Source organism: Fulvivirga sediminis (assembly GCF_016757215.1).
Lineage (GTDB): Bacteria > Bacteroidota > Bacteroidia > Cytophagales > Cyclobacteriaceae > Fulvivirga > Fulvivirga sediminis.
The window spans coordinates 98,163-117,824 of the sequence record NZ_JAESIY010000004.1 but is presented as its reverse complement, the minus strand read 5'-3'; the positions used below and the strand labels follow the sequence as shown (position 1 = coordinate 117,824).

The 19,662-nt window shown below is 39.9% G+C and carries 11 protein-coding genes; all 11 read left to right on the top strand.

Features of this window, described 5'->3' with window-relative positions:
- Positions 1–233 precede the first annotated feature (233 nt).
- The 11 genes from JL102_RS08250 to JL102_RS08200 all read left to right on the top strand — a co-directional run bounded on the left by JL102_RS08250 (position 234) and on the right by JL102_RS08200 (position 19,660).
- The gene (locus tag JL102_RS08250) at positions 234–3,347 is read left to right on the top strand and encodes a SusC/RagA family TonB-linked outer membrane protein (RefSeq protein ID WP_202243912.1); all 3,114 of its coding nucleotides are present in this window, start codon (positions 234–236) and stop codon (positions 3,345–3,347) included.
- Positions 3,348–3,369: 22 nt separating this feature from the next.
- A complete protein-coding gene (locus tag JL102_RS08245) occupies positions 3,370–4,998 on the top strand; it encodes a RagB/SusD family nutrient uptake outer membrane protein (protein ID WP_202243911.1) in 1,629 nt (542 codons plus the stop codon).
- A 199-nt stretch (positions 4,999–5,197) separates the two neighbouring features.
- Complete coding sequence (locus tag JL102_RS08240; protein WP_202243910.1) at positions 5,198–8,488, top strand: SusC/RagA family TonB-linked outer membrane protein; 3,291 nt, start codon at positions 5,198–5,200, stop codon at positions 8,486–8,488.
- An 18-nt stretch (positions 8,489–8,506) separates the two neighbouring features.
- Positions 8,507–10,309 carry a RagB/SusD family nutrient uptake outer membrane protein gene (locus tag JL102_RS08235; RefSeq protein WP_202243909.1) on the top strand — a complete coding sequence of 601 codons (1,803 nt, stop codon included), beginning with the start codon at positions 8,507–8,509 and terminating at the stop codon, positions 10,307–10,309.
- Between the two features lie 24 nt (positions 10,310–10,333).
- Positions 10,334–11,968, top strand: coding sequence for a DUF4957 domain-containing protein (locus JL102_RS08230; RefSeq protein WP_202243908.1), 1,635 nt, complete (start codon positions 10,334–10,336; stop codon positions 11,966–11,968).
- A 72-nt stretch (positions 11,969–12,040) separates the two neighbouring features.
- Complete coding sequence (locus tag JL102_RS08225) at positions 12,041–13,423, top strand: pectate lyase family protein (protein WP_202243907.1); 1,383 nt, start codon at positions 12,041–12,043, stop codon at positions 13,421–13,423.
- Complete coding sequence (locus JL102_RS08220) at positions 13,420–14,742, top strand: glycoside hydrolase family 88/105 protein (protein WP_237390516.1); 1,323 nt, start codon at positions 13,420–13,422, stop codon at positions 14,740–14,742. Before JL102_RS08225 ends, JL102_RS08220 begins: the two co-directional genes overlap by 4 nt.
- A 5-nt stretch (positions 14,743–14,747) precedes the next feature.
- Positions 14,748–15,794: a pectinesterase family protein gene (locus JL102_RS08215; RefSeq protein WP_202243905.1), complete on the top strand. Its 1,047-nt coding sequence runs from the start codon at positions 14,748–14,750 to the stop codon at positions 15,792–15,794.
- 119 nt (positions 15,795–15,913) lie between these two features.
- Complete coding sequence (locus JL102_RS08210) at positions 15,914–17,167, top strand: DUF4861 domain-containing protein (RefSeq protein ID WP_202243903.1); 1,254 nt, start codon at positions 15,914–15,916, stop codon at positions 17,165–17,167.
- Positions 17,168–17,182: 15 nt separating this feature from the next.
- Positions 17,183–18,913, top strand: coding sequence for a glycoside hydrolase family 28 protein (locus JL102_RS08205; protein WP_394369236.1), 1,731 nt, complete (start codon positions 17,183–17,185; stop codon positions 18,911–18,913).
- Between the two features lie 6 nt (positions 18,914–18,919).
- On the top strand, positions 18,920–19,660 hold the full coding sequence (locus JL102_RS08200; RefSeq protein ID WP_202243901.1) for a rhamnogalacturonan acetylesterase: 741 nt from the start codon (positions 18,920–18,922) through the stop codon (positions 19,658–19,660).
- The last annotated feature ends 2 nt before the right edge of the window (positions 19,661–19,662 follow it).

Below are 19,662 nucleotides of genomic sequence, written 5' to 3'. Positions count from 1 at the left end.
TATTTCTGTGTAAACGATTGCTCAAAATTAGGTATTAATTTAATGATATCATGTTTTTATACAAGCTATCTGCTAACTAACATAATGGAAAATACTCATAATTCCATCAAAATAAGCTAAAAATATCGGTTTTAGAAAAAAGTTCCGATTTCGTTTTGCTTTAGTTTTTTTAATTACTAAAATGCAATCGATTGCATTTATCAACCTTTAATTTTCAATTTAAACCTATACTAATGAGTAAAGTTGTTCAACATCTAAAGCATGTGTTTGCCTATACTTTTTTGGCGGTCGCATTTTTATTGCCGCCGCTGCACGGGTACTCTCAAAGTACCACCATATCAGGCACGGTAGAGGATGGTACAGGCGAGAAGTTGCCTGGAGTATCTATTATAGAAAAAGGCACTACCAATGGTGCCATTACGGACTCAGAAGGGAGGTACAGACTGGATGTGCCCTCTGATGCCGTTTTAATTTTTTCTTTTATAGGCATGAATTCTCAGGAAGTGCCTATTGCCGGAAGAAGTACCCTTGATATTGTAATGGAAGAAAACATCTCCGAGCTGGAAGAAGTAGTAATAGTAGGGTATGGAACGCAAAAGAAGAAAGACCTTACCGGAGCTATTGCTGGCGTGGAGGCAAAAACCATTTCTGAAAGGGGTGCTACGAGCCCTATTCAATCATTGCAAGGAAGTGTTTCTGGGGTGCAAATTACTAATTCTACCGGAAGGGTAGGCGATGGTTTTAACGTAACCATAAGAGGCAAGAACTCAATAAAAGACGGTTCTAACTCTCCTTTATATGTGGTAGATGGAGTAATCACTGAATCTATAGATTTCCTTAATCCACAAGATATTGCTAAAATAGATATTTTGAAAGATGCTTCATCTGCCGCCATATATGGCTCCAGAGGATCTAATGGAGTGGTAATAGTACAAACAAAATCAGGAGCCAATATTCCCTCTGGTACATCTTTCTCATTTGAATCTTATGTAGGGGTGAAAAGTACAGCACGCCTACCGAAGATGATGAGCCCGGAAAAATGGAAATATTATCATACTTCAGCTTACTTGGCTACTTCTAATAACGGTGCAGGTCGTACTCCTGAAGAATATATGGATCAGGTGGTATTGCCTCCAAGTAACAATTCTGTGCTGAGAGAGCGCTTCGATAATTTGGATGGATTTGACTGGTATGATGCGGTTTTAAAAACCGGAACACAAACGAATAATCACTTATCAATAGCGCATAGAGCAGGAGCTTCTGCTTATACTTTAGGCTTGGGCTATCAAAAGGAAACAGGAAATATAGAAAATGAAGAGCTTGAGAAGTTTACACTCAGATCAGGCATTGATCAGGAGATTAACAGTAAACTTAAAGTAGGTGCCAATATTTCATTATCACTTACTAACCTACAGAGAGGAAGTGAACTGGCCATGCAAGAGGCTTTTCGATTAAATCCATTCCTTTCGCCATGGGCTATAGACGAAAATAATAATGAAATAGTAGGAGAACTTTTCCCTCAACCGGGCAAGCTCACTGACCCTAATGGCAATGTAGTGATTGATAAAACCAGTACTTACAATCCTCTTTTAGAGATTCAAAACTCTAGTAATGAGACGCGCCAATGGAATGGAGTAGGTAATACTTACATTAAATATGATGTAGTTGATTGGCTTACCTTTCAATCAACTTTTTCTATGGGATTACAAACGTCAAGAAGAGGAGTATACTTTGGAGGCATGACCAACGAAGGTGTTAGTTTCGGAGGAGAAGCATCATCCAGAGTAAATAGGTTTGAGAACTTTAATTATACCTGGGATAATCAGCTGAATTTCAATAAAACCTATGGAGATCATTCATTTAACGCACTAGCTCTTCAGAGTATTTTTGTGAATAGAACAGAAACAGAATATTTTTCATCCAGATACCAGCCTGCAGAGAGAGAGTTTTATAATGTAGGTCTGGGAGCGCCATCTAGTTACACTTTGGGTAATGTTTTCTTCAAAAGCCAGTTGGCCTCTTTTGCCTTAAGGCTTAATTATACCTATAAAGATCGTTATCTCTTGACGCTTACAAATAGATGGGATGGATCTTCTCTATTTCCTGAAGAAAACAGGTGGGATAGTTTCCCTTCTGCCGCCTTGGGTTGGAGGATAACGGAAGAAGACTTTATGGATGTTGATGCTATTTCTGATTTGAAGTTTAGGGTAAGTTATGGTGCTACAGGTAATAATAACGTTGATCCATATTCTTCCCTTAACGTTTTGAGCAGCAGGAGCTTTTATAATTTTGGTAACCCAAATGATGTTGCCCAGGGGTTCGCTGCAGACACTTTAGCTAATAAGAATCTTAAATGGGAGAAGACTTCTGAAGTCAATGTGGGGTTAGATTTTTCATTACTTGATTATAGGGTTACAGGTAGTGTCGATTGGTATAGCAGAACTTCTGATGAGCTGCTGGTAGACCAAAAGCTTCCTTTTGAAACCGGATATTCAGCCATAAATTCTAATGCCGCATCAGTAAGGAATAGTGGTGTAGAAGTGCTGTTGACTACCACTAATATTAGAAATGAAGCGCTTACCTGGGAAACCACTTTCACCTTTACTAAAAATACCAATGAAATCTTAAGTATATATGGACAAAAAGAAAATGATGATGTGGCCAATGGCTGGTTTATAGGAGAGTCTATTGATGCCCATTATAATTATGAGTTTGCAGGTATATGGCAGGCTGATGAAGCAGATCAGGCAAAGGCTTATAACCAAACGGTAGGACAGGCAAAAGTGACTGATGTTAATAATGATACAGAAATCAAACCTGAGGATGATAGAATTATTTTAGGTAGCGCTAACCCTGATTGGACCGGAGGGCTTATCTCGCGCTTAAATCTTTTCAATTTTGATTTTACCTTCTCATTATCAGCTGTACAAGGAGTGCTGGCCTATAGTAACTTCCATTCTAATTTTGAAGATGTGAGAGATAGAGGTCGCCAGAAGCTAGATATAGCTGATTGGTACATTCCGGAGAATAATGTAGGCGTACCTGCTCAAACATCTAATTCTTACCCTCAACCCAGAAATGAAGGAGCCTATTGGAGAAATAATGGAGTAGGGTATTATAAAGATGCTTCATATGTGAAAGTGAATAATATATCTCTGGGGTATACCATTCCTCAAAACCTATTAAATAGATGGAATGTGGAGCAATTGAGGGTATATGTAAATGTGCTGAACCCATTTGTTTTCACAGATTATACCGGTTATGATCCAGAATGGGCGGGTGCTTCTTTAGGAGTTGGCCGTGTAAGTAGTGTTACTACTCAGTTTGGTCTTAGTCTGAAATTTTAATCCTCAAAAAAAGTAAAAAGACATGAAAAGAATAGCAATAATATTCATGATGGCGTTAACGATATTCTCTGGGTGTTCAGACTTTCTTGAAGAGGAGAATAAAAGTTACATTACAGCGGAAGAGTTTTATATTACTTCAGCCGGATATAATAGTTTAATCACCTCTAACTACACCATGTTAGGGCAGATTTTCGGTCAGGACCCTTGGCTCTTTATGGCAGGTACTGATATGTATATGGAAGGTAGAAATGCTGAGCCCGTAGGCTTGAGTCAGTATACGGAGTTAAACTCACAGTCTGAAGGCATAAGCTTTTTATACAGTTTGTGTTATCAGGCTATACAAAGAGCAAACACGGCTATTTACTATGCTGATATTACAGAGAAGACCGATATGGTTGATAGATATGTGGCCGAAGTAAGATTCTTAAGAGCTCTTTCCTATTTTATGCTAGTGCAAACATATGGTGGTGTGCCTATGGTGGAAGACTACTATGATGGGAAAGAATTAGTTTTTGAATTTGCCGGAGCTAGTGCAGAGAAGATCTATAGTTACATCATCTCAGAGATGGAAGCGGTACTACCAGTGCTTGCAGTAAGTAATAAAGATGGAAGAGTGAATAGCAGAGCTGTGCAGCATTACTTAGCTTTAGTCTATTTAACCCGAGCCTACGAAAGCTTTGCGGCGTCTGATGACTTTGAAAAAGCCGCTACTTATGCAGATGAGGCCATTGCAGGTCAGCCATTAGATATTCCATTCGATCAGCTATGGAAACCAGGGAATGAGCGAAATGCAGAGGTGCTATTTTCTGCCCAATATAGTCAAGCTTCAATAAGTACTGACCCTCAGAATTTGGGTAATCAGCAACAAAACTTCTTTGGTCCTTATCTTGGAGGTAATGAAGTGAATGGCAAAGCACCTTATAAATCATATACTTTATGCCCTACCAGGCATGCTATTGATCTTTTTGAAGAAGGAGATGAGCGTTGGGATGCTACCTTTATGGTAGAAGTGTATACTCCTTATTATGCTTATTTCAGAGAATCGGATTTGTCTGAAATACCAGTAGCTCACTTTTATGAGCCTAAGTGGTTTGATGCTACAGACAGTATCAATTATAGATTAGAGCATCCGGATGCTGAGTATCATTCTTATGGTACTTATGACCCCGAAGGAGGCAATGTGTCGCTAGACTATAGTACTATAATAGTGAAGAAGTTTGATGATCCTAATTCTATTTATGCTGGTGATGGAGGTAGAACTAGTGCTCGTGATTTTATAATGGCTCGTTTGGGAGAAACATATCTTATTGCGGCAGAGGCTTATCTGGGAGCAGGTGATGCAGGTACTGGTTTATTGAGATTAAATGAAGTAAGAAGGCGCTCAGGAATGCCAGAAGCACTTATTTCTGACTTTAATATTAATTATATACTAGATGAACGCGGCCGTGAATTATTAGGTGAGTACAAGCGGTGGTTTGATCTGAAGAGAACGGGTAAGTTGGTGGAAAGAGCTTCTGCTTATAATCCATTGATAGAGCAAAGTAACTTTAGCGGTAACGGAGGAGAGCTTAAAACCCTAAGACCTATTCCTCAAGATGCTTTAGATCTTAATAGAAATGATAGCTTTCAACAAAATCCTGCATATAAATAGGCTTTGACTTAGGTGACGATTGCACGATGACTTAATGTTAACATTTTGTTAAATATTAATTGTGCAATCGTTTACATTTCTGTTGAAAATTAAATTTTATTTTATACTTTTATATACTCTCAAAATGAAAATAAGCTGCTTTTATTTATGAAATCGATTGCGCAAATGAATCTATAGTTTTAACGCAACCTTACACGCTATGAGTAAAATACTACTACTGTTAAAAAATGAACTTATGGTACTTATCCTGCTTTGTGCTTGCCTACTGCCTTATACAGGTAGTGCTCAAAGCAGCATGGTCTCAGGTACTGTGAAGGATACCGAAGGAGAAATACTTCCGGGTGTTTCTGTAATTGTAAAGGGCACTACTAATGGCACTACTACTGACTTTAGTGGTGAGTTTCATGTTAAAGTGAAATCAGGAGATGTTCTGGTTTTCTCTTTTATTGGTATGCAATCCCAGGAAGTGGAGGTAGGTAGTCAATCTACTTTAAATATAACCCTGGAAGAAAACGTAACCCAGCTCGATGCTGTAGAAATAGTAGATGTAGGCTATGGAAAGGTAAAAAAGACAGATCTAACGGGAGCTGTAGCCTCTGTAAGTGCCGAAACGCTGCAGAAAATACCGGTAGCTAGTGCTGCGGAAGCCATTACGGGTAGGCTACCAGGGGTAAGGGTACAAACCGCTGATGGTTCACCTGATGCAGAAATAGTAATTAGAGTAAGAGGTGGAGGCTCCATAACACAAGATAACACGCCTTTGTATGTGGTAGATGGCTTTATTATGGAGAGCATCAGAGATATTCCACCTACAGATATTGCCAGTATAGACGTATTAAAAGATGCTGCCGCTACTGCTATTTATGGCGCCAGTGCTGCTAATGGTGTGATCATTATCAATACCAAAAAGCCTAAAACAGGCCGACTTTCAATTAATTATAACGGCTTTGGCAAGTTCAACACCTTTCCTAAAAACAGAAAATACGATGTCCTATCTCCTTATGAATATGTGATGGCTAACTACGAAAGGGCCAAGCTAAGATCAGATCAGGATGTGGAAAATTTTGAAAAATATTATGGTAAGTATGATGACCTTGAGCTTTATAAGCAAAAACGTGCCACCGACTGGCAGGATGAGCTTTTTGGAGATACCCGCTTCTCTCAATACCATAATTTATCATTAAACGGAGGTACTGAAAAAACTAAAATATCACTAAGCCTTACTAATAATGATGAGGAAGGACTTCTTTCAGGATCTGGATTTACCCGTAACTCACTCAATTTTAAACTTGGGCAAGAGGTAAGTAAAAGGTTGAATTTTGATTTTGGAGCCAGGGTAACCTACACCCAGGTAAATGGAGCCGGAACATCTGGAGGCTCTCAGTTGAGGGTGAAAGATGCGGTGTTGGCCAGACCTGTGAATGGAGTGGCTGACGAATTGGATCTTGACCTTAATCAGATTGATGGTAATGATGATTACCAATCCTTCTTATTAAGCCTAATTAACCCTAATGAGCTGGCAGAGCAAGATTGGAGGAAAAGATCAGATAAAAATTATGCTTTTAATGCTGGGATAGAATGGAACGTCATAGATGGGCTTACCTTTAATACAGTACTAAACGGTACTACTAAATTCAGAGAAGACCTAAGGTTTTATGGGCCACTGACCAGCCGTGCTCAGCAAGAGGGAAGTGGCTTGCCTATTGGTATGAAAACCGACCGTGAAAACTGGAATTACAGATGGTATAATACCGTTAATTATGATTTTTCAAACCTGGGTAGGCATAAGCTTAATGTACTTCTGGGGCATGAAATTAATGCCTCTGGAGGTAACGCTGAATCTATTACAAGAGAGGAATATAGGGTTTCTATAACTCCTGAAGAGCTTTTTGCCAACATGCAGCTGGGAGAGGGAGATATATTTCATAACACTGAGGAATTTCTGAAAGTAAGCAAGTTTTCGCTATTTGGAAGGGTTAACTACCAGTTTAATAACAAATACCTGTTAACAGCCACTATCCGTAGAGATGCCAGCAGTAGGTTTTTGAAAGATAATAGAGTAGGCGTTTTCCCTGCGCTCGCCTTGGGTTGGAAGATCAACGAGGAGTCGTTCATGTCAAACGTATCCTTTGTGGATCAGCTTAAGCTCAGAGTGAGTTATGGTGAGATAGGAAACGACAATGTAAATGCTGATGCTACTCGTTTGCTATTTAGCCCAGCTACTGATAACGGACCTGGTTTTGGTAATGAATACGGTATTTATTATTCACCCTCGTCTGATATTTTATATAACCCATTTATAATCTGGGAAACTACTATAAGTAGAAATGTTGGGGTTGACTTTTCTTTATTTAAGGCCAGGGTAACAGGTAGCATAGATGCTTATTATAACTCTACTACAGACTTACTTTTAGATAAAGCAATAGCCCCAAATTCTGGTTTTAAAACGCAGTGGGATAATATAGGAGAGACTTCTAATAAAGGGATTGAAATGGGACTTGAAGGCTATATCATAGATAAGTCTGATTTTTCTCTTTCAGCTAATGTAAACTTTGGCGTCAATCGATCTACTATCGAAAAGCTGGATGGTACCAGTGAACGTTTTTTCCAATCTAACTGGGCCAGTACCGACCTCAAAGACCGAAATGATTACCTCCTAAGGGTAGGAGAAAGTATAGGCCTTATTTATGGTTATGTAAGTGATGGCATGTATACCGTAGATGATTTTTCTGGCTATAATGAAGCCACAGGACAGTATACTTTAAAAGAAGGGGTGCCTAATAGTGGAGCCACCTTGGGAGTAGGAACTGATGGTTTAAGGCCGGGCTACATGAAAATCAGAGATATTAGTGGTGACGGAAAAATAACCAGTGAAGATAGAAAAGTGATAGGAAATGCGCTACCTAAAGCGCAAGGTGGTTTTGGTTTTAATGCCCGCTATAAAGGTTTTGATGCTTCTATATTCTTCAACTGGTCTTATGGTAATGATATTTATAACACCAGTAAAATCGAATTTAACCAAATGTATCGCACCACTTATGGAAATATGCTAAACACCATGAATTCTAATAATCGCTTTACTTATATAGATGTAGATGGCTCTTATACCGGTACCGCCGGTGAGGTAGTTACTGATCTGGAACAGCTGCGAAAAATGAATGAGGGTAAAACCATGTGGAGTGGGAATAATTCATTTAATAGTGCTACACCTGTACTTACCGATTGGGCAGTGGAAGACGGTTCTTTTATTAGGCTTAATAACCTAACCATAGGTTATACGCTGCCAGTTTCATTAATCTCTAAATATAAAATCACACAGTTTAGAATTTATGCCACAGGCTATAATCTCGCTTTGTGGACTAACTACTCGGGTTATGACCCCGAAGTAAGCACCAGTAGTGGAGCCTATCAGCTGCTCACTCCTGGGGTAGATTATTCTTCTTACCCCAGAAGTAGATCATATACAGTAGGTGTCAATATCACTTTTTAAGGCAAAAAAATAGAGGATATGAAATTGAAATATATACTTATCACCCTTCTGGCATTGTCATCTTTTTCATGTGACGATTATTTGGAGTCAGAACCCATCTCTTATTTCGATTTGGATTATGTGTATTCTAATTCGGAAGAGGCGAGAAGAGGCGTAAATTCTATTTATGTGCACTTTAGTCATGATGGATTTCGCTCAAGGTTATCTAACAATATGACGGGTAATACAGATATTGAACATCAGAGTGGATGGAGTAGTGATGGTGCTCGTTATCAGATTTGGGATCTTAATGCGCAAATAAATAATGGGGACCTTGATTATGTGTGGACCATAGCCTATCAGGCTATCAGAGATGCCAATTTTGCCATAGAGGCTATACAAGCTAGCGAACCTTATAATTCTACTGATGCAGTGGAGGTAGAGAAAATGAGTCATTTGCTGGGCGAAGCTTATACCCTGAGAGCATACTGGTACAGCATATTGGTTTTCTATTTTGGAGATGTACCTTTTCTGGTAGAGGCACCTAAACCAGGGGTAGAATTTAATGTGGCTAAAACAGATAGAAATGAGATCCTGTCCTATGTGATTCATGATATGATTAAAGCTGAAGAGGGAATGTATTGGGCATCTGAGGCTCCTTATGGTATAGAGCAGGTGAACCGTGATTATACCTTGGGTATGATTGCCCGGCTGTCGCTCCAAAGAGGAGGCTGGTACCTTAAGCCAGACTTAACCATGGATAGACAATCAGACTACCTTAGCTACTATGATACGGCCAGGATGTACTCTAAAAAGCTGATTGACCTGCAAGATCGTCAGTTACCGCAAGACTATAAACAGATGTTTATGAATCTGGCCAAATTTAATCAGCCTGCAGGAGATGCCAGTGATATTCTTTTTGAAGTGCCTTTTGCCATAGGAGAGGGTGATGTCGGTTGGAATATCGGTGTTAAGGTGGAGTCAGGGCCATATGGAACCAGTAGTAATTATATGAGTATTCCTGCTACTTATTATTATTCATTTGATTCTTCAGATGTACGTAGAGATGTTACCTGTGCTTTATACCAATACCCCAATGAAACTACCAATACCGAAGATTTGGAGCCCCAGGAGTTGGTTGGTATTAATGGTATTGCTCAGGGTAAATTTAACAGAGTGTGGTTAGACACCCCTCCGGGGTCAAATACCAATAAAGGTACGGGTATCAACTGGCCTATGTTAAGGTATGCCGATGTATTGCTTATGTATGCTGAAGCAGAAAACGAAATCAATGGCCCTACGGCAGATGCTCAGGAGATGCTAAAAAGGGTAAGACAAAGGGCATTCCCAGAAGCAGAGAGGTCTGCCAAAGTGGATGATTATGTGAATGCCGTTTCATCTAGCAAAGAGGCCTTTTTTGATGCGCTGGTTGATGAACGGGCATGGGAGTTCGGAGGCGAGATGATTCGTAAATATGAACTAATTAGATGGAATATATATGCAGAGAAGGTTCAGGAAACAGTGGCAGGACTTAAGCGCATGGCCGATAATGCTGTTGCTGGAACAGGGCAGTATCCTGCTCGCCTATGGGTAAGAAATGAGGGTGACGAACTGATTATTTATGATACCGATACTAAAGCGGTGCCTGCTGATATTGAGAACTGGGAGCAGAGAGATTGGCTTTTGGGTCTTTCTGATGACGCTCAGCCAGATGGCTATCAAGAATGGATAACTCATGACTGGGCCAGGTATACTCACCCCGTAAGGTATATATTTCCTATCCCTGCTATTGGTATTGATAATAGCCAGGGAGTATTGCAAAATGATGGTTATGGCTTTTGAGAATAGAACAGAATTGAAAAGGTTATGAAAAAATTAATAAATATATCCAAAATTTGTTCGCTACTGGCCTTGATGGTACTGCTGTTCAATGCCTGTAAGGATGATGATGAAAATTTCGAAAGAACCCGTCTCTTTAGACCGGTTTTGAATGAGACTTTGTATACAGAAGGGAATACTATCATTGTAAATATGGGTTCGCTCAGACAAGCGGTGTCCTATACCATGGAGGTAAGCAGAGATACTTTTCAAACTATAGATTATTCCTTTTCTTCAGATACTAGTTATATGGAGATCAACGGCAGTTTGGTGGGTGAAGAATTATTATGGAATACTTATTATCAGGTGCGAGCTACTGCTCATGCCGAAGATGCTCAGTATGATAGCAGACCGTCAGATTTAGGGAGTGTGAAAACTAAAAAATTCCCTGGTCCTCAAGGTACTCCCAATATGCAGTTTGATGTTACTGATACCCGAGCCAGGGTATTTTGGACTGCATCGGGAGCTCCCATTGTCAAGGTCAAAGTCTTTGCTGGTAATGATTTAAGGCTAAAGTCACCCTTGCAGGATCTTGATTTGACTGATGAGCAAATAGCTATCAATGAAGCTGTAGTAGCGGGGCTTACTCCTGCTACAAAATATCAAATAGCCATATACTCTGAAGATACTATCAGAGGCTGGGAAGTATATGAGACTAAGCCCACCCTGGATTTTGGAGATGCTCCTGTTTACGACCTAATAGGTATAGATAATGAAATGATTCTTTATGATACGCTTGCTGATGTAGAAAATGGGGCCGTAATTATTCTGGACCCAGGTAGAACCTATCAGACGGGAGGATATGCTTTTAATAAGTCGGTACTAATAGTTAGTGGTTATGGTTTTACACCTTCCTTACCTATAATCGAATGTACCCCCAATTATAACATTGAGGCTGGTGCAAGTTTAGATTCAATAACTTTTAAAAATATTAGGTTCCAGGGCAGGTTTAAGGATGATTATGTGTTCAATATTGATCAATCAGGGACTCTTGGAGAAATAAAATTTGAAGGTTGTCAGATGCATTCGCTGAGAGGAGTTACCCGCATCAAAGGAGGTACAGGTACTATTCAGGATTATACGGTGGTAAATTCTGTAGCGGATAGTATTAGAGACTACGGTATATTTTATGTAGATACTGATGGGTGGCAGGCGAATAATGTTTCGCTCACTCATTCCACGTTCTCAAAAATGCAATATTTCCTCGCTAGTAGAACTAACACAACAGGATCTATTGATATAGAAAGTTGCACCATAGACCAAGCTCCTGAGCAAGGTAGGCAAATGTTTAGATGGAGAGGAGGAGATGGCAAGGATAATGTTTTAGGAGGCATCAAAATCAGTAATACCATTTGGGGGCCAGGCTGGAATATGAGCGGAGGAGAAATTTTTGCTGTGGTAGGTACTGAAGGGTTGGGCTCAACATCTTTCAATGTAGTGAATAGTTGGGTTACTTCTGATTTTGAATTTTCTTCGAATGAGATTTCGGGCTTTCCATCATTTATCTACAATGGTTCCGCCAATGGCTTATGGGAAGATCGAGAAAACCTTGATTACAGTATAAAAGACAGAAGCTTCTCCGCTAGTAATAGCGCGGGAGACCCCCGATGGAGACCAGAATAATAGTTTAGTTTCTCATGTAAGAAGTGTGGCTGTAGCGGCCACGCTTCTTTGTTTATTACTCATTACCGTTTCATGACATTGAATTTTCTAACCATACATGTTTTATTATTGAGTCTGCTTTTCTTTAAAAGTGATAAAGACTCAGGTGATGAATATGACCATGCTCTAGCTGAGTCAGCAAGTGGGAGGAAGGTTGCTTCAGGAGGGACTTTAGCGTTTCCGGGAGCTGATGGTTTTGGGAAATATGCAACAGGAGGCCGAGGCGGCAAGGTATTAGTAGTTTCAAATCTGAATGATCAAGGAGAAGGAAGTCTTAGAGAAGCTATAAAATCTAAAGGCCCCAGAATAATCATTTTTTCGGTTTCAGGTACAATAGAGTTAGAGTCAGAGCTGCCTATCGATAATGGCAATATTACTATTGCCGGACAATCGGCCCCAGGGCAGGGTATATGCATAAAGAATTATCCCATAAGAGTATCTTCTGATAATGTGATTGTGCGATATATGCGCTTTAGACTAGGCACAGATAAAAAAATAGAGGAAGATGCCTTTAATGGCCGTCGACATAAAAATATTATTATAGATCATTGCTCCATGAGCTGGTCTACTGATGAGTGTGCTTCCTTTTACGGAAACGCAGATTTTACCATGCAGTGGTGCATTATTTCAGAAAGCCTTAATAATTCAGTTCATCATAAAGGTGATCATGGCTATGGAGGCATTTGGGGTGGAAAAGGAGCTTCTTTTCACCATAATTTACTGGCCCACCACAGTAGTAGAAACCCACGTTTCAGTGGTTCGGCCACAACCCCTAATACAACCGATGAGGTAGTGGATTTTAGAAACAATGTAATTTATAACTGGGGGCATAATAGTGCCTATGGAGGAGAAAAGGGGAAGTATAATATGGTGAATAACTATTACAAGCCCGGGCCAGCTACCAAAAAATCAATAATGGATAGAATTATAAATCCTAGCGAGCCTTACGGTAAGTTTTTCGTGAAAGGGAATGTGATTATTAATAATGAAAAAGTGAGTGCTGATAACTGGAATGGGGGGGTGCAGTGTGATGATCCTACCGCCGCCAAGGCTAATGAACCTTTTGATACGATGCCTTTAAAATATGAAGAAACGGCTGAGGAGGCTTTCTCCTCAGTGTTGAAATATGCAGGTGCTAGTCTCAAAAGAGATGGTGTAGATGAACGGATAGTGAAAGAAGTGCGAACAGGTACAGCTACTTATGGAAATGGTATTATAGACACCCCTCAGCAGGTGGGTGGGTGGCCTGTACTCCTAGCTGAAGAGGCTCCCATAGACAGTGATAATGATGGCATACCTGATGCTTGGGAGATGGTGCATAAGCTCAACCCTGAAGATAGTAGTGATGCCGCTATTTTTAGCCTAAATAAGGATTATACTAATGTAGAAATATATTTAAATGAACTTGTGAAATGAAAAACCTATTCCTTGCTATATTTTATTTTTGGAGAGCAACCCGTTTACAACGGATGGCTAAGAGTTTTTATTTTTTAAAAGCCTTTACCTTCATGGGGTTGGGCATAATTACATTAATTTCCTGCTCAGGATCACGATCAGAATCAGCTCAAAGCTCTGATCATACGGCTTCCGGCCCAGTACAGTCAACTAAGGCAGAGCATACAGATATGGCAGTGCTAATGGCTGAGTCTGAAATGAAACGCACACCAGACCCCCAATATCTTGACTTCAGGCCGAAGCCTAAATGGGAATATACCCACGGCCTTATTTGCTCAGCTATGCTTAAAGTATGGAAGAAAACAGGTGATGAAAAGTTCTTTAACTATGCTAAATCTTATGCTGATTCTATGATCAATAAAGAAGGCGAAATTAAAACCTATAAGCTTACTGATTATAATATTGATAGAGTGAATCCCGGTAAGTTTCTTATTGATTTATACAAAGAAACAGGCCAGGAAAATTATAAAATAGCTATAGAAACATTGCGTAGTCAAATGAAAGATCACCCCAGAACCTCAGAAGGAGGCTTTTGGCATAAAAAGCGTTACCCTCATCAAATGTGGTTAGATGGCATTTATATGGGATCTCCCTTCTTAGCCAAGTATGCAGTTAATTTCAATGAACCTCAGCTTTTTGATCATGTGGCTAACCAGATTTATCTCATAGACAAGCATAATTATGATTCAGAAACAGTCCTTTACTATCATGGATGGGATGAGAGCCGTGAGCAGAAATGGGCCAATAAAGAAACCGGGTTGTCAGAAAATTTCTGGGGCAGGGGTATGGGCTGGTTGGCTATGGCTTTGGTAGATGTGTTAGACTATTTTCCTAAAGATCATCCCAAAAGAGAAATGATATTGCAGGTAGCTGATAGAATGGCCCAAGGCATTGTCAAGTATCAGGATGAAAATAGTGGCGTGTGGTATCAGGTGCTTAATAAAGGAGGGCAGGAAGGTAACTACCTTGAGGCTTCTGCTTCAAGTATGTTTTGCTACTTTTTGCTAAAAGGAACCGCGAAAGGTTACATCGATGAGAAGTACGTACAAGCTGGGGTAGCAGGTTATCAAGGCATATTAAAAGAGTTTATAGCCGAAGGTGCTGACGGAAATATTAACATTACTAATGTGTGTGCTGTGGCAGGTTTAGGCGGAGACCCCTACCGCAGCGGCACTTATGAATATTATATTAATGAAACCAAAAGAGATAATGACCCCAAGGCGGTAGGCCCTTTTATTATGGCATCTCTATGGTATGATCAGCTAAACGATAAAATGTAAGTGAAATGAAAAGACTTTTGTTTTTCGTATTTCTTCTGAGTACATCTTCATACGGCTTTTCAGCTAGGGCTGGGCATGATTTCAATTCTGAAAATGCACATCAAGGCAATATTAAATTCAGGCCGAATGTTCTCGCCATAAAGTATGATTTTGTTGTAGCTGCTGATGGCAGTGGTGATTATACTACCATTCAAAGTGCTATTGATGCAGTGCCAGATATGAGAAAGAAAGAGACAATAATTCTTATAAAACCAAGCACTTATAAAGAGAAATTAGTGCTTCCGGCATCTAAAACTAATGTTACCTTTTTAGGAGAAGATAATAAGAAAACTATTATCACTTATGATGCTTATGCTGCCAAAAAGAATGTTTTTGGTGAAGAAATTGGCACTTCTGGTTCTTCGGGCTTTTATGTTTTTGGAGATGGGTTTATGGCCAGAAACATCACCTTCGAAAATTCATCAGGTCCGGTAGGGCAGGCAGTAGCTGTTCGGGTAGATGGTGACAAGGTGATTTTTGATCACTGCCGCTTCCTTGGCTTTCAAGATACGCTCTATCCTCATGGTGATGATAGCAGGCAGTACTATAAGGATTGCTATATAGAAGGAACTACTGATTTTATTTTTGGCTGGTCTACTGCAGTATTTGAAGATTGTGAGGTTTTCACTAAAGAAGGAGGCAGCTATATTACGGCTGCGTCCACGCTTGACGATACAGAATATGGCTTTGTATTTATTAACTGTAAGCTCACTGGTAATGCTCCTGAGCAGTCGGTCTACTTGGGCAGGCCTTGGCGTCCTTTTGCGCAGACTGTATTTATAAACTGTAATATGGGCAAGCATATTAAGCCGGAAGGCTGGCATAACTGGAATAAACCAGAAGCAGAGCAAACTACCTTTTATGCAGAATATCAGTCAAAAGGCCCTGGCGCTGGAGGTGAAAGGGTGTCATGGTCTCACCAGCTTACGGACTCACAGATGGAGAAGTACAACCTGGAAACAATATTTAGAGATTGGAATCCGAAAGATAAACTGGAGAATGAAATGAATTGAAGGACTTCCATGCATTTTAATACTATAAACCTATTCTTAACCAGTGAAATAAGAAAATCAACTATTCAGAATATGCCAATTACGATTGGTTCCGAGTTAAACCTATAAAATAATTATCTATGAAAAGAAACTTGATATTAGCATCGTTTATAGTGCTGTTGGGGTGTAATAACGCATCAAAAAAAGAGAGCCAAGAGACCTCAGATTTAGAAGCGCTCTCTTTTAATGTGAATGTTGCTAATCCGACTGCCGCTGATAGGACAGGCGTACTGGTTATGGTTAAAGAGAGTGAGCTGCCATCAGATTTTAATCATCAGGCCTTCACGGTTATGGATGGAGAGACTGAAATCCCTTCACAGTATAATGAAAAAGGAGAGAAAGGATTAGCCTTTGTGATTGATGAGTTAGCAGCAAGTGCAAAAAAAGAATACACTGTAGAGTATGACAAGGAAGGCGCCAGAACACATAACTATACTAAGAGAACGCAAGCGGAACTTTCTATTAAAGAAGGTGGGGAATGGAAAGGTAAAGAATATATAGGAGGCACTTTCAAAAATGTTGATTCTCTTAGAAAGCCAGATGAGCATACAGATCATTCCTGGTATATCCGCTACGAAGGTCCGGGCTGGGAGTCTGATCTTGTAGGATATAGGTTTTATCTCGATTGGAGAAATGCTACTGACGTATACGGTAAAACAGGAAGAGACATGGAGCTACAGCACGTGGGGCAAGATGGCTTTGATTCTTACCATAATTTTAATGACTGGGGCATGGACGTGCTGAAAGTAGGTAAGTCTCTTGGCGTGGGCTCTATTGCTACTTTCCAAGAAGGAAAAGCTATGCGAGTGGCTGAAACAGATAGCATTATCAGTAAAATTTCAGAAAATGGCGATGTGTACTCAGAAATACAGACAGACTATTACGGTTGGAAAGTGGCTGGTAAAGATCTCGATCTAAAGTCGGTAATTAGTATTCATGCGGGTACGCGCCTTTCAAAAGAGCACCTGGAATTAGAAAAGGAATTAGAAAATATTGCCACAGGCTTACATAAAGATGAAAATGCTAAACTGTTTTCTTCTGAGGGAGATGCTAATAGTTGGGGCTACCTGGCCACGTATGGAGCTCAAAGCTTAAATCAGGATAACTTGGGTATAGCCGTGCTTTTCTCAAACAGTGATTTTATGAGTTTTGAAGAAGATGAGTTCAGTCATATAGTTACGCTAAAACCTACAGGCAAAAAGGTTGATTATTACTTTTTGGCAGCCTGGGAAAAAGAGAATGGAGGCATTACCACAGAAGAAGAATTTCTTCAATACCTGAAAGATACCGCTGCAGAGCTGGCTAAGCCAGTACAGGTGTCCATTACACAATAAAATACTGTGAATTGCATGACTAAACTACTTTCAATACCTATTTCAGATACGAATATAATCATCCGCTTGCTAAGTCGGCGGATGGTTAATTTGCTATTAGCAGCTGCTACACTCATGGCTGCTAGTACCCTAGCTCAGGCTCAAACCGAACAAGACTTGTATGATCAAGTGGAGTTTGATATGCCTAAGGTGGTAGAGCCTACTTTTCCTGATAATAAGGTTTCTATTGCTGATTATGGAGCTATAGGAAATGGCCTTTTTGATAATGCTGAAGCCTTTGCCAAAGCTATTGCAGCTGTAGCAAAAAAAGGTGGGGGCAAGGTAATAGTGCCTAACGGTATTTGGCTCACAGGACCTATAGAATTCAAGAGCAATATCAATCTGCATACAGAGCAGGGAGCCCTTATCATTTTCAGTGAAGATAAAAGTAAGTATCCTGTAATAGGCACCAGCTTTGAAGGCCTGGAAACTTACCGGTGTCAATCTCCTATTTCGGGCAGAGACCTGGAAAATATTGCCATTACAGGGAAAGGTGTGATAGATGGTTCTGGCGGCGTATGGAGACCTGTGAAAAAGGATAAAATGTCTCCTTCTCAATGGAAAGCTTTAGTGAAGTCTGGAGGAGTGCTGAGTGATGATGAAAAGGTATGGTATCCTTCTAAAGCCTATGAAAAGGCCAATAAGCTTACTAAAAACTTTAATGTGCCTCCTTTTGAGACCAGAGCTGAGTTTGAAGCTATTAAGGATTTCCTAAGACCGGTAATGGTCAGTTTTATTCATTGCAAAAAAGTACTTTTAGACGGTCCTACTTTTCAGAACTCACCCGCCTGGAATTTACACCCATTAATGTGCGAAGATGTGATCATCAGAAATGTTACTGTTCGTAATCCATGGTATTCTCAAAATGGAGATGGCCTTGACTTGGAGTCTTGTAAAAATGCACTTATCTACAATAATACTTTTGACGTAGGTGATGACGCTATCTGTATTAAGTCAGGTAAAAATGAAGATGGCCGCAAGAGGGCAATTCCTACAGAGAACGTAATCATAAAATACAATACCGTTTACCATGGTCATGGTGGCTTTGTAGTAGGTAGCGAAATGTCAGGAGGAGTCAAAAATCTTAAAGTTTCTCACTGCACTTTTATAGGTACGGATGTTGGCCTAAGGTTTAAAAGCACCAGAGGTAGAGGCGGAGTAGTAGAGAATATTTACATCTCTGATATTGATATGATCGATATTCCTACTGAGGCTATTCGCTTCAATATGTTTTACGGTGGAGAATCTCCCATACCTGAAGAAGGACAAGATGGTATAGCTGCGGAAGAAGTGCCTGCCGTAGAGGTAACAGTAGAAACGCCTTCCTTTAAAAATATTTTCATGAAAAATATAGTGGCTACAGGGTCTGGTACTGCTGCTCTGTTTCAGGGCCTACCCGAAATGAAACTCATGAACGTGAAATTAGAAAATGCCCTTTTGGAAGCTGAAAGTGGCATCACTATGATAGATGCAGATCAGCTAGAGCTCAAAAATGTTAAAGTAATCAATAAAAAGGGAAAGACCCTTACCATATACAACAGTGCTAATGTGGCGGTAGATAAATTTTCTTTCGAAAGTAACTCTAACCAAGCTATCCTTGTGATAGGGAGTCAATCCAATAAAATAAGCTTTACCAATAGTGAGGTGAAAGAGGAGTCTATCGTAAAAGGTAAAGAGGTGAAGAAAAAGGCAGTGAAGCTAAAATAGAAAATCATGAAAAGCTTTATACTGTTAATATTTTTAATGCCTTTGAGTATCCTTTGGCAAGGAAATGATATTACCATTTTTCTGGTAGCAGACTCCACGGTGGCCGATAAACCTTATAAAGATGGTAATCCTGAAAAAGGTTGGGGACAGGTCTTTCCGCTCTATTTTAAAGAAGGAATACAGGTTGATAATCATGCTGTAAATGGCAGAAGCACTAAAAGCTTTATGGATGAAGGACGTTGGGATAAGGTTTTGTCATTAATAGAACCGGGCGACTACGTAATCATAGAGTTTGGGCATAATGATGAGAAAGAGCATGATCCTAACCGATATGCAGACCCTGATAATGCTTACCGCGCTAACCTGAAAAAATACATAGCTGATGCCAGAGTCAAGGGAGCCAAGCCAATTTTAGCCACCCCAATAGTGAGAAGGAAATTCAATGAGCAAGGAGAGTTTGTGGAGTCTCATGGTAAGTATCCTCAGGTGGTGAGAGAAGTGGCTAAAAGTGAGAAAGTGCCTCTGCTAGATATGCAGCGAGAAACCAAAGCATTGCTGATGACTTATGGAGAAGAAGGTTCAGAAAAGCTTTTCTTACATATAAAACCAGGAGAATACCCATTATTGCCAGAAGGTAGAGATGATGATACTCACTTGTCACCTTATGGAGCCTTTAGGGTAGCAGATTTGGTAGTAGCAGAGATTAAAAAGAATGTGCCTGAATTGGCCTCGTATTTAAAAGAATAGCA

What these genes read in the sequence shown, in the direction of transcription:
- JL102_RS08250 (WP_202243912.1), top strand. Translation starts at nt 234, where the DNA reads ATGAGTAAAGTTGTTCAACATCTAAAGCATGTGTTTGCCTATACTTTT.
- JL102_RS08245 (WP_202243911.1), top strand. Translation starts at nt 3,370, where the DNA reads ATGAAAAGAATAGCAATAATATTCATGATGGCGTTAACGATATTCTCT.
- JL102_RS08240 (WP_202243910.1), top strand. Translation starts at nt 5,198, where the DNA reads ATGAGTAAAATACTACTACTGTTAAAAAATGAACTTATGGTACTTATC.
- JL102_RS08235 (WP_202243909.1), top strand. Translation starts at nt 8,507, where the DNA reads ATGAAATTGAAATATATACTTATCACCCTTCTGGCATTGTCATCTTTT.
- JL102_RS08230 (WP_202243908.1), top strand. Translation starts at nt 10,334, where the DNA reads ATGAAAAAATTAATAAATATATCCAAAATTTGTTCGCTACTGGCCTTG.
- JL102_RS08225 (WP_202243907.1), top strand. Translation starts at nt 12,041, where the DNA reads ATGACATTGAATTTTCTAACCATACATGTTTTATTATTGAGTCTGCTT.
- JL102_RS08220 (WP_237390516.1), top strand. Translation starts at nt 13,420, where the DNA reads ATGAAAAACCTATTCCTTGCTATATTTTATTTTTGGAGAGCAACCCGT.
- JL102_RS08215 (WP_202243905.1), top strand. Translation starts at nt 14,748, where the DNA reads ATGAAAAGACTTTTGTTTTTCGTATTTCTTCTGAGTACATCTTCATAC.
- JL102_RS08210 (WP_202243903.1), top strand. Translation starts at nt 15,914, where the DNA reads ATGAAAAGAAACTTGATATTAGCATCGTTTATAGTGCTGTTGGGGTGT.
- JL102_RS08205 (WP_394369236.1), top strand. Translation starts at nt 17,183, where the DNA reads ATGACTAAACTACTTTCAATACCTATTTCAGATACGAATATAATCATC.
- JL102_RS08200 (WP_202243901.1), top strand. Translation starts at nt 18,920, where the DNA reads ATGAAAAGCTTTATACTGTTAATATTTTTAATGCCTTTGAGTATCCTT.